This window comes from Terriglobus sp. YAF25, assembly GCF_052113305.1.
Classification (GTDB): Bacteria; Acidobacteriota; Terriglobia; order Terriglobales; family Acidobacteriaceae; genus Terriglobus.
This window is the reverse complement of the sequence record NZ_JBFRCY010000177.1, coordinates 1-14,363: the sequence shown is the minus strand read 5'-3', so window position 1 is coordinate 14,363 and position 14,363 is coordinate 1. Positions and strand designations below refer to the sequence as shown.

The window sequence follows — 14,363 nt, the reverse complement described above, 5'->3', positions numbered from 1 at the left end:
GGACAGTATGTACCCGCGGCCCTTGTGATGGATAGTTAGAAACGAATCGCCGCGCCCCACTGGACGATACGTTGTTCCAGTACGCTGGTGCGGGTCGTTGTCGTGGCGCCATTCGCGACGCCAGTCGAGGTATTGACCGGCTGCGTGATAGCAAGCGTGCTCACGTTGTTTGTGTTCAGGATGTTATTCGCCTCCAGAAGGAAGGTCGGCGCGAAACGATCCTTGATCTTCGGGAAGGTACGCGTGTAGCGGGCATCGATCTGAGCGATCGACGGTCCGCGAGCCGAGTTCCGGCCGACGAAGGCAGGACGCGCCACACCGCTGGTTGCCGCATCGCCATAGAAGGTCGTGTTGCTGGCCAGGATGTTTGCCTGATCTCCGGAGGAGATATTGCCGAGAATCGCGAGCATATTGTGGTTCGCAATCTCACGGCCTACACGGTTGCTAACGTTGAACTGAGGTTCAAGCACAGCGGACATGTTGAATGCATTCGGCCGGTTTACCGAAGAATTGCCGCGGTCAAACTTGCGGTTCAGCGTATTCGAGACGCCCAGGTTCTGTTCAAAGGTATTGACCTCTGGGGCGTCGGAGATGACGTGCGACCAGGTGTAGTTGGCATTGAACTGCATGCCCCGCATTGGCGACATCGTCACATTGGCAAACATGGCGTTGAAGCTCGAGTTCGCTCCGGACTCCACGCGGTTCACCTGATCGAAGCGCGGATCATACCGGGTCGAGGAGTTCACCGCCGCGCTGAAGACCGGACGGCCATCAGCCAGTGTTGCTCCCGTTGGGATGACGTTGACGTTATGCATCCACGGCAGGTTGCGGCCGTTGGACATGATGTAGCCGAGCGTTGTCGAGATGTGATTTGTGAGTTGCTGGGTCACCTGTAGATTGATATTCCAGGTGTACTCGTTCTTGATATTCGGATTGATAGTCGTCACGTTCTGCGTGGCGCCTGCACCTGACGCAGGAACAGTGGGAAAAGCGGGGCGTCCCGGAGTACCGCTGGCACCTCCGATATAGGTAAAGGAGGAGGTACGGTTCGAGCCGTCCAGGTTCAAGGCATTGAACCATAGATTAGTTGGAGTCTGTTGGTAGAAGATTCCGGCGGAGACCTTCACCGTCGTCGTGTCGGTTGCGCGATAACTGAAACCCAGGCGCGGAGCGAAGTTGGTGCTGGGAACGTTGAACTTACGCGAATCCGGATACAGTGCACTGGAATTCGCCTGGGGTGAAGAGAAACGATCGTAACGAATGCCATACACCGCCGTCAGCCGAGGCGAAAGCTGCCAGGTGTCCTGCGMGTACCCGCCGTAGAAGAGCGAGGTATAGCCGATACCATTGACGTCCGTCTGCGAGGCATAGTTAGCGTAGCCGTAGGGGTCGGTGCCATTCTTAGCGTTCAGATAGGCCTGAACTGTCGCGAAGGTGTAGCGGTTGAACGAGACCAAACGCTGCCGGTTCTGTAACTGTGAGAGCACAAAGCCGGCCTTGATCGTATGCGGTCCGCGAACGTAGCTGATGTTCTCGGAGCCGGAGGGTTGCTTGTCGTTGTATTGATCTCCACCGCTGCTGGTTCCGTTGAAGGCGGCGATGTTGGAAATCACAATTGCCGGTCCTTTCCCCGTGCTGGGTCCAGCGAAGTGAGTATTAGAGCGGAACGGCACCGAGAAGCGGAACTCATTCACCAGGCTGTTCGAAATCATTGAGATCCACTGCAGCCCGAAGACGTGCGCGCGATCCTTGAAGTCCACATTCGCGGTGGTCGCGTTGATACCCCCGACCTGTGTATTGAACGGGAAGGAGTTCCGGAAGTAGTTGTAACGCAGGAAGACGGAGTTTTTCGCATCGATATTGTAGTCCGTACGAACATCGACGAAGGTACCGTGCAACAAGCCGGGAGCCGGTACAAGCTCCGACGCCGCCAGGCCGATTGCCGCTGCATTTGCTGCCGTGATGGTTACAGGCGCCGGGCTACCACGCAGTACGTGTTCGTAGGATCCGAAGAAGAATAACTTGTCCTTCTTGACCGGCCCGCCGAGGTTGAAGGAGTGATCTTCAAGAATCAGATTAGGCTTCGTCGGGCTCGTCACCTTGTTCTGCAGCAGCGGATAGGCTGTAGCGTCGACCCAGCGTTTGATGAACTGATATGTCCCGTGGAACTGATTCGTACCGGAGTTGGAAATGACGTTGTACACGTCACCCGTTGTCCATCCGTACTCAGGCGCGAAGGAGTTGGAGACTGTCTGTACTTCCTTCACGAAGATATTGCCAATGGGGAACAGACGAAGGCCAGTACGATCGGCCTCGGTGTTCACCATGCCGTCCATCTGGTAGTTGATACGATCCATCAGGCCGTTGGTATTCAACGTACGAGGAATACCAAGCTCCGGATTCGGATGTCCCGATACTCCAGGCTGGAAGACGATGAAGTTGTAGGGATTACGTGAGGTCAGTGGAACGTTCTCAATCTCGGTCTGAGTGAGAGTCCGCTGCACATTCAGGTTGGTGGGATCGATGGAAGCGATGGAGGCCTCAACTGTCACAGCCGTGTCGGCAGTACCAACCTTTAGATCGCCGTCAATGACAGCCTCAGTACCGGCATTGAGGTTCACGCCCGATACTTTCAGCGGAGAGAACCCCGTTGATGTGATATTGACGATGTATTCACCCAGAGGCAAATTGACCAGCACATAATAACCATCGTTGCCAGTAGTTACGGTGCGCGTAAAACCAACCGAGGCATTTGTTACGGTGACCGTCGCCCCCGCGATGGCTGCACCGCTCGGATCCGCGACACGGCCGCGGATCGTTCCATTGATGGATTGCGATTGTCCATATGCCGCAGGTCCTGTGAGAGCAACAGGCCCAAGCATGGCAAACGCTAGCAGAACTGATCGAACACGATGAGTTCTCATAGTTTTGACCTCCCCCATTCAGCAACTGACCTTGAAATTTGAACCACGTAACCCGGATGGCCTGCCGACGACTACTCCAGCGCGGCCTCCGTTACTGCTACTGCATTGTTCAACCCAGCAGCTTGCTGTCCATGGCTTGTAGTGACAGAGCCACGGAACCATAGAGCTGGGCCTCGGGCCCAAGCACACTACATCGCACACGCGGATGCGGGAAGTCGCTGTCCGCGAGAACACCACCCACGGCTTCACACAACGCCAGGTGCGATCCAATGCCTCCACCCATAACGACCAGAGAGGGGTTGAAGAGCAATGTGATGGTCGCAATGGAATCGGCCAGAATGCGTGCCGTGTTCTTCAGAACGGCCCTCGCCTGTACATCGCCGGAGGCCGCTCGATCAAAAATCTGCGAAGCGCGCAAGGCACGCAGCTCGGCGTCATCGCGGGTTRCACGGTCCAGCTCTTCCCGCCACTGTGCTTCGATACCACCGCCACCGATCACACGCTCCAATTGGCCGGTGCGGTGCATTTCAAGGGGTTCACGCGCCATTCCAGGAACTCCGAGATAGCCGATCTCGCCGGCGCTCCACGCGGAACCATGATGGACCTGGCCACCAAGAAAGATACCCGCGCCGACACCGGTTCCCATGGCGATAAACACAAAGTCGTCGACGTTCTCAGCGGCGCCATGCCAGTGCTCCCCCACGGCGGCGAGGTTCGTATCGTTTTCTGCGATCACCTCGAACCCAAGCTGATCTTCCAGCAGAGCACGCAACTGGACCTCATCCCATCCGGTCAGGTTCGGGGCAGACAGCACAACGCCGCGCGCTACGTCGGTCACACCGGGCGCGCCCACGGTCAGGTGCTTCACCTTCTTGAGGGAGACCTTCGCATCCGCGCACATCTGCGTCAGTCCGCCGCGAAGCAGATGGCAGATCGAAACCGGATCCTTTTCCCGCGCCCCCAGCTTGCATGCCCACTGTGCTGCCGGCCGGCCGTCCAGGTCAGCAAGCATCATGCGCAGACGCGTTCCCCCAATATCGGCGCCGGCAACATAGGCATGTTCCGGCCGGAAGCGAAGCAGCTCCGCAGGACGCCCGCCGGAGGAGATTCCCTCGCCCAGGTATTCGATCAACTCCAACGCTTCCAGGTCTGCAATCGCGGCGGTCACGGTCGGAGCAGAGAGCCCTGACATCCGCACGAGATCGGCACGGGAGCAGGGGGAATTCTCCCGTACCAGTTGAAGAAGGGCCCGGTTGTTCGAATGGCGCAGATTTGCCGGACGAGAGATGCGCGGCTCACGCGAATTGGCAAGCGTAGAGGACATAGTCGGTGTAGGCAGATTATAAACAAACTTTACAAAGTCGCAAGTGGGTGATATCAACAAGGACAATCCAACATCACTCATCGGCGGCGGCCTTCTGTGTTCGCTCGCCGAGGAATGGCTCACACATGACCACGTGGAAGCACTGCATATCGTACTCCCTGGCCGCATGGCTTGCGTTCTCTCCAATGGCGGCTACGGCGCAGGCAGGTCCGCAGCCCCGCTATCTCTCTCCGGAGGCCTATCCCCTTCCCCTGGATCGGGGTGCCTCCGGTCTGTGGCAGTCGCTGCAAAAGCTGAAAACCCGCGCCAGTCTGATGATGGTTGTCGCTCATCCCGACGACGAAGACGGTGGCATGCTGGCCTATGAAAGCCGCGGCCAGGGCGCAGATACCACGCTGCTGACGCTCAATCGCGGAGAAGGCGGCCAGAACGTCATGACCGGAGACTACTGGGATCAGCTTGGCATCATGCGTACGCATGAACTGCTCGCCGCCGGCTCTTACTACGGGGTCCACCAGAACTGGACCCGCGTGGCCGATTACGGCTTTTCTAAAACGCTCGACGAAGCGCTGAAGAACTRGGGCCACGACCGCGTGCTCTACGACGTCGTACGCCAGGTGCGCATTAGCCGCCCTCTGGTCATCACCAGCGTCTTTGCCGGCAATGTCTCCGACGGCCATGGACACCACCAGACCGCCGGTGTCATGGCGCAGGAAGCCTACAAGCTCGCCGGAGATCCAAATGTCTTCCCGGATCAGATTGCTGCCGGCCTGAAGCCGTGGTCTCCGTTGAAGGTCTACGCCCGCGTTCCCTTCGCCCGCGTCACTAAACAGGGAATCTTCGACTACGCTACCGGCAAGTGGGAGCCTGTGCGTTTCAAGAACTACGTCACCGGCTCGTGGATTGAAGGAGTTCCCTCCAAAACCCTCGAAGTTCCCGAAGGAGAGTACAATGCGCTCTTCGGACGCAGCTATCTGTCGGTGGCTCGTGAAGGCCTGGCCAACCAGAAGTCGCAGAACGACGGTGTCGGCATTCCGCTGCCGGCACAGTTCAACTCGCCCTACCATCTCTACGCCTCGCGTGTGAGCGGCGATACGCTGCCTGCCACAGAAAAGACCTTCTTCGACGGCATTGACATCTCACTCGCCGGCATCGCGGACTACGCTCCTGTCGCCGACCGCGCAGCGTGGCGCAAAGGCCTGGAAGAGCTGCAACAGATCGTCAGCGAAGCCACCGAGAAGTACGGTGCCGCGAACCCGTCGCAGTCTGCCCCAGCACTCGCTCGCGGGCTGGAAAAGACACGTACTCTCCAGAACGAGATCAAGCACAGCACCCTTCCAGAAGCAGCAAAGTACAACATGCTGCACGAGTTCTCCATCAAGGAGGATCAGTTCAACGACGCGCTGTCTCAGTCCCTCGGCGTCATGCTCGTCGCCAGCGTCAACCCCGTGGGCGAGAAACCGCGCATGGGTCCCTTTGGAGAACTGCGCGGCAACACGCCGACGTATCAGTTCGCCATCCCCGGACAACCGGTCTCGATCAACGTTCACATTGCCAACCAGGGAACACAGAACGTTGCGATCGACGATCTCTCAGTTCTTGGTGACTCCGGTGACTGGAAGTGGGCCGCAACCAATAAGCCCGCTGCCTCCATGAATGCCGGACAGGCAGATGACCTGACGGTAGAGGGAGTTGTCCCCGACAACGAACCCATCACCAAGCCTTATTTCAGCCGGCCCACGCTGGAACAGCCCTACTACAATCTGGACAATCCGGCATATCTCGGCCTCCCGACAATGCCCTACCCCGTCACCGCGCGCCTGCAATACAGCTTCCAAGGCGTGCAGGCAAGCGTGACCGGGACGGTGCAGACAACACACCGCATCAACGGCATCGGTCCCGTTCCGGAGCCGTTGATGATCGCGCCGGCAATCTCGGTACTACTCTCGCCGGAGGCAGGCGTAATCCCTTCCAACAACGCAAAGCTCACCCTCAAAGTGACGCTGCGCAGCAACGTTAAAGGCCCAGCCGAAGGAGAGGTTGCGCTGAACCTGCCCGAGGGCTGGACATCGACACCACGCGCTGCATCCTTCTCCACCGCACGTGACGGCGACGAGAAGAACCTATCCTTCGACGTCACCCCAAAAAACGTGCAACTGAAGCCCTACACCATTACCGCTGTCGCGAAGTATGCCGGTAAAGAGTACAAGGAAGGCTTCACCACGATTACATGGCCCGGGCTGCGGCCCTATCCGTCCTACCGTCCGGCAACCTATCGCACGACGGGTGTGGACCTGAAAACGCCCGCCAATCTGAAGGTCGGCTACATCATGGGCACCGGTGAAGATATACCTGCCTCGCTCAGCGAGATCACCAGCGCAGACTTCAATAACTGGGTGGAAGAGCGCGGCCATGGCTTCGCACGCACCTGGGATCCGAAGTTCACCGCCTTGACGGAGATGCATGACGACGGGCAGGACGCACAAAAGGGTGGCCTGCTTTACGCCAAATACGGAAAGGGCCAGTACATCTACACGTCGTTCGCCTTCTTCCGCCAGATTCCGGAGGGCGTTCCCGGCTCCTTCCGCATCTACATGAACCTGATCAGCGCGTCCCGCAACCCGGCGTGGAAGACGTCCGTAGCGGCTACGAAATAGAGCATTTCTCCTGTTGCTGGGTATCCCGGAAGGAGCGTGCAGCGGCGTTTTCATTACGGAAAACGCCCATAGATGCATAAGCCCTGCACTACACCTACAGGAGAAATGCTCTAGCGAGCGAAGACCTCAGCTCGTTGTCCATGTGAGGAAGGAACGGCAACTGCGAAAGATAGAACCCCGGATTCCAGGCAGCTCGACGGGGATTATCGATGGGATTCAAGTCATCATCAGCATACCCATCCGCATAGATCGTCAAATAGCGTTCGAGCCACGGGACATGGAGACGGAGATCGAATCCACTCTTGCGGTCACCGGGATCTGTCCGGTCGCCATAAGCAAAGGTCGCCCCAGTCGAATTCGAACTAAAGAAATTTCTCTTGAGAGAACCTAGCGTCATGGGATGCCCTTCCCCCCACAACAATGACCAGCGGGTTACACCCATCTCAAGATGACTGCCAAACGTGAGCTCGATTTTCTGGCCGTTGAAGTAGGGGCGCGCCGGGTACTGATGTCCCGAGAGCTTTCCAAAGACCACGTCATAGCGATAGGTTACGGCGCCCCCGAGAAACGGGACGTTCCGTGGCCGGGTAGAGACCAAACGCAGGTTATAAGTAGGCTCCGCATTACTGGAAAACGAGAATGGGCCGCTCTTGGTCGGCCCCCAGTAAAGCTGCTGCTTTCCGAACGAGAGTTGCGTTCCCATGAACGAAACTCCCGCATATAACTCAATCGGTCGCTGACGCACCACGGCCCCTGTTGCGGGCGTGACAGGGAAGGGATTGTTCGGGACCGAGCCGAATGGAAGCATGTCGAGTTGATTGAAGAGATTCGAAAGTCCCGGAGTAATCGCTGTCTTGCCGGGGCCGTATTGCAGCTCTTGCCGATCGTAAAAAAAGAATCGACCGCGATTGGCACGAATGGAAAATCCGGCAAGCGCGCTGTTCCCCCGGCCAAGAGGCCGGCCATAGTCGTTCGACCACGTCTGACCGAAGTGAAAGCCGTCGGAGAGCGCCGGTCCGGCGATCGTCCCTGCTCGTACGTAGATCGACTCGACCTCCGCCGCCGGGGTTTCGGCCTCAATAGGATCGAACTCCCGTTTCAGATCGTGGATCAGCGGCGCTACCTCATCAATGAGGGGGTCTCCCTGTGATGCAGCCAGATAAACGTAATTCGATTCCGCCTCTGCCAGTTGCCGGCGGCACTCATTGCGGCTCCAGGGACGGATCGTGATGCTTTGCGAAGGAATCAGGCCAACATTTGCCAACCGTTCCAGTGCAGGGTAGACCCAACTTGTGTTCTCGGCAACTCGTCTGTTCTCAAACAAAAAGTACATTAGGGCGTGTCATCGATGCACAAAAAAATCTGGCCAGACGGGAGCGGTGTCTGGCCAGATATGGTGAAACGGCGATGAATCAGAAGGTGTACTTCACCGCCAGCAGCATCGTCCGTTGTGTGTACTTTGCATCGGTGACACCGCGTCCCACGTTGGAAACCTGTGAGGTGAACCTCTTGTTGTCCGTTGTCACCAGCTTCGGCTGCACCAGGCTGCTGGAGCTGTAGCCCGGTAGTGGATGGTTGAGGAAGTTGAACGCTGTCGCACGGAACTCCACTCCCTGGTGCTCTGTGATCTGGAACTTCTTGTAGATCCCCAGGTCTGAGTTGAGGTACGAAGGCAGGTTCAGATATGGAAGCTGACGCAATCCAACCTGCCCCAGTTGGGGAGCCGTAATGCAGTTCAGATTGATGTGCTGGTAGGTTCCGAGATTCGAGTTGGGATTGCACGTCGTCACTGGAAGCACCGTCTGCGATGGTGTTCCGTAGTAGGTATTCGAGGTGATGTAGTGTCCCAGTGTGCTGTTATAGACCGTCATACCAAGGTTCTGCCCCAGGTTGGCCTGCATATTACCGCCCGCCTGCCAGGTGGTCGTGCCGGAGAGTGTCCATCCATTCACCGCGCCGCCAAGCAAGGGATTCCCGTGCACCCATCGGCCGAGATCGAAGGCGTAAGACGTATTGATCACGTGAGGCCGATCGATATTTAACACCCCATAGTTATTGCGGACATTGAACGCATCGAGCGTGCTGCCGACGATGCCAAGCGCCTACCAACGCCCGAACCGTTGCTCTGGCCGCCCATCAGGATGTTCTGAGTATTGTTACCGACGTAAGCAACTTCCAGCAGCATCGCTTTCGGCAATCGCTGCGAGATGGTGAAATTGTATGCGTTCGTCACACCGACCTTATCGTCATTGGGATCGGTAACATAGACACTCGAAGGCAACGATCCCAAGGAAGAGCCGGACGATGAGAGCGCGCTGATCTCTTTCAGCGTGATCGCCTGTCCCCCGGTCGAGTTGTAGGTCTTCACACCAAGCGCCGTCTGCAGAGGGCCGCCGTAGTCATTGAACTGATCGTTCCAGCGATACTGCGCCCAGCCTCCGCGGAAGACAGTCTTGCCGTTCCGATGGAGATCATAGGCCAGGCCAAGCCGCGGAGACAGGAACAGTGTCTGCACCGGGGAGCCGCCATTCGGCAGGCTTGAATCGAGGGCATGCCAGGAGACACCGGGATATGCCTTCCCTGAGCCGAGCTCCGAGGTATACTTATCGGCACGCCACACGGCCATGCCGGTTCCCGAAGCATCCTGCCAGCGCCCCAGATGCTCAATACGAAGACCGAGGTTGAGGGTAAGTCCTGGCATGACCTTCCAGTTATCCAAAATGTATCCGGCGCCGGTGTTGTAGTACATATCGGTCACGGGATTGATGTTGTTCTGCGAGAACCCGCTGGTGATACCCATCAGGAAGTTCGCCAATGGGTTGGCGGTGCCAATCTTCTTTCCAGTGACCTGATCGGTCATCACACCGCTGCCGAACGACAAGGACCCATTTGCTGAACCATAAGTTCCCTGCTTATTGCCTGCCAGGCTCCAGAAGCCACCCATCTTGAAGGTGTGCGTCTTGTACACAACCGTGAAATCATCTGCTACCGATGGCGACTTCTTGATGGAGTTGTAGGTTCCTCCCTGCTGGAAGATATCTGGCTGTGAGATGTCAGGCAGCGTCCTGGCGCCAGGAGAGTTGATAGAAGGCACGAACGAAGAGGCGCCGTTATACACCGTATTGTAGCTGTATCCGACCGCGCTCTTCGACATCGCCTGCAGGTTTGAACCGGTGAATGGATTGTCGAGCCAGCCCACAGCAACACGCAGCTCGTTCGTCGATGCTCCGTTGAAGACGTGAATATAGCTTCCGCTCAGCACGTGGGAATGGGTTGGGCTGATGAGTGGCCCGCCGGGATAAGCGACCGAATACGATGGAGTCCACCAGATATGCGAGACAGATGTTGCGGAGTCGCTACCATACTGATAACTGACAAAGAACTTGTTGCGGTCGCTCAGGTTGTAGTCCACGCGTCCGCGATAGATGTAACCGTTATGCACGTTGGTGGGCTGCAGATAGTAGTTGTATCCACCTGAGTTGCCTGATGGATCGGCATTCGCTGTGGGGAAGAGTTTCAACAGTGCCAGCGCGCCGGCATCAAGATACGAGGATGGAATCTGCGTTCCGGTCAAGGGTGTTCCATCGGGAGCGTAGCCACCATTCAGTGACGAACAGAAGTCGTTGCCGGTGCTCGTCTTGCACAGCGCAGCGTTAGCGGAGTCCGTCTGGCTGAAGTTCCCTGCCCGCATTGCGGTGGAGGGCACGTAACTCTGCAGARGTGACGATGCCGGCAGCGTCTGGCGAAATGCTTCGTAGCCGGCCCAGAACAGAAGCTTGTGGTCTCTATTGAACCCCGTACCGGGAATCAGGATCGGGCCGCCGATGCTGCCGCCCGGATAGTAGTACTGCGCATCCGGGCGCGCCGTCGGCGACGTGCTGTGCTTGTTCTGCCAGGTATTGGCGTTGAGGATGGCGTTACGTGTGTAGAGGTAAGCCTGGCCATGAAATGCCGCTCCGCCGGACTTGCTGATGACGTTGATAACGACCGGCCCCTGCGCCGCATCGGCCCCGAAGTTGGAGCTCTGGACCTTTACCTCCTGCGTCATATCCGGGTTCACGGTAGCGATCGACCAGCAGGCGCAGCCTGGATCAATGATGTTGGCGCCGTCCAGCAGATACGCTGTTCCTCCGCGATAGGGCGCGCCATTCGTATTCAGGCCTACACCGACAGCCGATCCCGAAGATCCCGCATCTGTGAAGTCGAAGCCGGTACCGTTCCCTGTTCCGGTCGAGGTTGTCGTTACGCCCGGCAACACCTTCAACAGCTCCGAGAAGTTTCGGCTCGCAAGCGGGATCCGCTCGATGTCTTTCGCATCCAGCAAGGCTGAGCGCTCACCCGAGTCCTCGGGTGCGATTGCTTCCGCGCTGCTGTTAATAGTGACGGTCTCCGTGGCCGTTCCCGGCGAGAGCACCAGATTTTGCAGCGATCGCGTATCGCCCGGATTCAGCACGACATTCTGTTGCTGATATCCACGAAATCCCTCCGCGGTAATGGCAACGGTGTAGCTTCCGGGAAGGATTCCCGCAAAGTTGAAATAGCCGGACGAATTGGTCTCCAGCCGGCGAATTTCGTTCGTGGCAGTGTTTGTCAGCACAACACGGGCTCCGGGAATGATTGCTCCGGTCCCATCCTGCACTGTTCCGGAAAGACTCGACGTCGTTTGCGCCATAAGCCTTCCTGAAAAACCGCCAAGCACAAACAGAAGTGCGAAGAAGATCGCAATACTGCGGCCTGACCGTGTCGTTTTACTTTGTCTTATCTTCATCATGGACTCCCTCAAAACAGCACTTGATAGGCCCTATAGAAACGCTTTACATCTGAACGATCGGTAGAGATCGCATCGGTGACGCCCTGATAGCGAAGATGGGGTGCTTCATGGATGCACCACCTGCACGATGCCCTTTGCCGGATCGACTGAAATCGACGCATCGCTGGAGCTCAGGCGCCGCGCACGGTTATCCCAACGCAGCTCGGCCACGTGGTGCTTTCCGCTCTCGTAGGCATAGGTCGTGCCATCGTCGTCATAGAGGGTGAAGTGGCCATCTGCTCCGGCATAGACCTTGATACCGGCGATGGTCTGCTTGTCCTGCGTGCTCTCCACCGCGGAACCCAGCGGAAGAATCGATCCCGCGCGCACAAAGACAGGAATGGTGTCGATCGGCGCAGCCACCGTCACCCGCTGACCACCCTGCAGACACTCATTGGTCCAGAAGTTGTACCAGGAAGTTCCCGCCGGCAGATACACGCTACGCGTCGTCGCTCCCTGCTCTGTCACCGGAGCCACCAGCAGCGCGGGGCCGAACATGTATTCATCGCCCAGGTCAGCAACATTCGGATCGTTGCCGAAGTCGAGGAAGAGACCGCGCATGAAGGGAGCGCCGGTCAGATGCGACTGCCATCCTAGCGAGTACAGATACGGCATCAGCTCGTAACGCAGGCGCAGGTACTTTTCGAGAATCGGCTCAGCCTGCTTGCCATAGCTCCAGACCTCGTTGTGCAGGCGAGATCCATGCGCCCGCATGTTGGGCTGGAAGGTTCCGTATTCGAACCAGCGCGTATACAGCTCGGGATAGTCATCGAACCCGCCAACGTTCTCGCGTGCATCGCTCGGATCGAGTAACGGTGGATGCTCCGGTTTGTGCGACGGTGAAAGGTACTGCCATCCGCCGATATCGGTAGACCAATACGGCATACCGCTGGCAACGAAGTTCAACCCGGTTGGAACCTGGCGCCGCAGAACATCCCAGCTCGGAGAGATGTCGCTCGACCAGAAGATCGCTCCGTTATGCTGCGCGCCGAGATAACTGTCGCGGGAGAGGATTAGCGCTCGTCCCGGCATATCTTTGCGCATACCGTTGTAAAAAGCGGCAGTGTGGAACAGCGGATATACATTGAAGAACTGCGTCCCCGGGCCAACATGGAAGTAGCTGCCATTTGGCGGAAGATCAGGTTCGGTCTCATCTGCCCAGAAGGCGTCGAAGCCCTTGGTGACATAGTTCTCGCGTACGGTATTCCAGTACCACTGAGCGGCCTCCGGATTTGTAGTATCGATATCCGATCCGGCGCGATCGTAGGGCAGACCGTTCGTGGGTGTTCCGTCGGCCTGATGCATCAACCATCCCTTTTGCATAAGGGTGTTGTAGTAGCGGCTCTCGGGAACGAACCTGGGCCAGACGCTGATCATTGTCTGGAAGTGCATCCGGTGCAGCTCACGGTTCATCGCCAGGGGGTCCGGCCACTTTGCCGGATCCATATCCATCTGGCCCATTTTGGTGTAGTGAAACCAGTCGATCACCAGGTCATCGATTGGCAGATGCCGCTCACGGTATCCCCTGGCTACCTCCAACAGCTCCTGCTGGCTGGTGTATCTCTGCTTCGACTGGATGTATCCGAACGCCGACTTTGGAGGCATCGGCGTATCGCCGGTCAACAACCGATAGCCCTTGTACTGCGTCTCATAGTCGCCGGCGATGATGAAGAAGCTCACCCGCTGGCCAACTTCACTCAGAAAAGTGTTCTGGTCATTGAAGCCAAAACTGGCCGTGGTGCGTGATGGGTTATCCCAGATGAGCCCATACCCTTTGTTCGTGACGACGAACGGGACGCAGACACTCTGCCCGCCGCCCGCGTTGTAGTCATGCGCACAACGAAGCACATGGCCGCGGCGGTCGAGGTAACCCTCCTGGTTTTGCCCCATGCCGTAGTCATGCTCGTCGGCAGCGGCGCTGAAGCTTGCGCTCACGGTAAAGAAGGGAGGATCGGAAGATCTTCGGTCCGCGTTGAGCCACGCCGTGCCGTCCTTGTAGTTCGGCACGGCCATGCCCCAGCCCCTCAGGTCAACCAGCGAACGGCCGTCCGCAGTAGCAATGTGCAGCCCTACCCACGGAGTCGATCCGTTGAAGAACTTCGCGATGTCTGCGTGCGTTCCTGACTCTGGTATCTTCTGACCGGCGGGCATGAGCTGGATATCCAACGCCTGAGACCGGAAATGATCGCCGTCTGTTCCCTGCCGCTGTGCCCATCCATCTGCCGCCGGGCGAGCCAGAATGCCGTAGCCCGCCGGAGCGGCTGCGTCCTGCGGGTTCAAACTCAGGCTGACGCGGACGATGTTCGCCGCGTATGGCTCAACCACCACCGTAGCCTCATTGCGATGGAGGACATACTGCGCCCTCGCGCTCCCGGCTAACGTGGCCAGCAAGATGACGGCTCCCGTCGCCCAACGGCAGCCTCCTAGAAGGTCTCGGATCGGACTCTGTCTGCGAACCAACACACACTCTCTTTTCTTTTGGTCTCAAAAAAATAGGAAGATTCAGATGCCGAATCACTACACTTGCCTGCAGATACAGCCCACAAGGTGCAATACAGTACTCCGATTCAGGTAACCGGCCTAAGTCCTTTGAAATCAGCTTTGACAGTCGAAGAAAGGGGGAGGTAGCATACCTCTCTGTCCAATGA

7 protein-coding genes are annotated in these 14,363 nt (G+C 57.7%); 1 reads left to right on the top strand and 6 read right to left on the bottom strand.

Annotated elements, in window-relative coordinates; genetic code table 11:
• Positions 1 to 35: 35 nt before the first annotated feature.
• Both AB4043_RS09510 and AB4043_RS09505 read right to left on the bottom strand, forming a co-directional pair.
• Positions 36 to 2,924 carry a TonB-dependent receptor domain-containing protein gene (locus AB4043_RS09510; protein WP_442306942.1) on the bottom strand — a complete coding sequence of 963 codons (2,889 nt, stop codon included), beginning with the start codon at positions 2,922 to 2,924 and terminating at the stop codon, positions 36 to 38.
• A gap of 109 nt (positions 2,925 to 3,033) precedes the next feature.
• Positions 3,034 to 4,248, bottom strand: a complete 1,215-nt coding sequence (locus AB4043_RS09505) for an ROK family transcriptional regulator (RefSeq protein WP_442306941.1) — start codon at positions 4,246 to 4,248, stop codon at positions 3,034 to 3,036.
• A 125-nt stretch (positions 4,249 to 4,373) separates the two neighbouring features.
• On the opposite strand from AB4043_RS09505, the gene AB4043_RS09500 reads away from it, so the two are divergent.
• Positions 4,374 to 6,905, top strand: coding sequence for a PIG-L family deacetylase (locus tag AB4043_RS09500; protein ID WP_442306940.1), 2,532 nt, complete (start codon positions 4,374 to 4,376; stop codon positions 6,903 to 6,905).
• A 94-nt stretch (positions 6,906 to 6,999) separates the two neighbouring features.
• Here the strand turns inward: AB4043_RS09500 and AB4043_RS09495 are convergent, their stop codons facing one another.
• The 4 genes from AB4043_RS09495 to AB4043_RS09480 all read right to left on the bottom strand — a co-directional run bounded on the left by AB4043_RS09495 (position 7,000) and on the right by AB4043_RS09480 (position 14,106).
• Positions 7,000 to 8,169 (bottom strand): capsule assembly Wzi family protein, encoded by a 1,170-nt coding sequence (locus tag AB4043_RS09495; protein WP_442306939.1) that lies wholly within the window; start codon positions 8,167 to 8,169, stop codon positions 7,000 to 7,002.
• A 148-nt stretch (positions 8,170 to 8,317) separates the two neighbouring features.
• A complete protein-coding gene (locus AB4043_RS09490) occupies positions 8,318 to 8,926 on the bottom strand; it encodes a hypothetical protein (RefSeq protein ID WP_442306938.1) in 609 nt (202 codons plus the stop codon).
• Between the two features lie 17 nt (positions 8,927 to 8,943).
• Entirely contained in the window at positions 8,944 to 11,577 is a 2,634-nt protein-coding gene (locus AB4043_RS09485; protein WP_442306937.1) for a carboxypeptidase regulatory-like domain-containing protein, read from the bottom strand.
• Between the two features lie 204 nt (positions 11,578 to 11,781).
• Entirely contained in the window at positions 11,782 to 14,106 is a 2,325-nt protein-coding gene (locus tag AB4043_RS09480; protein ID WP_442299081.1) for a glycoside hydrolase family 31 protein, read from the bottom strand.
• Between the last annotated feature and the right edge of the window lie 257 nt (positions 14,107 to 14,363).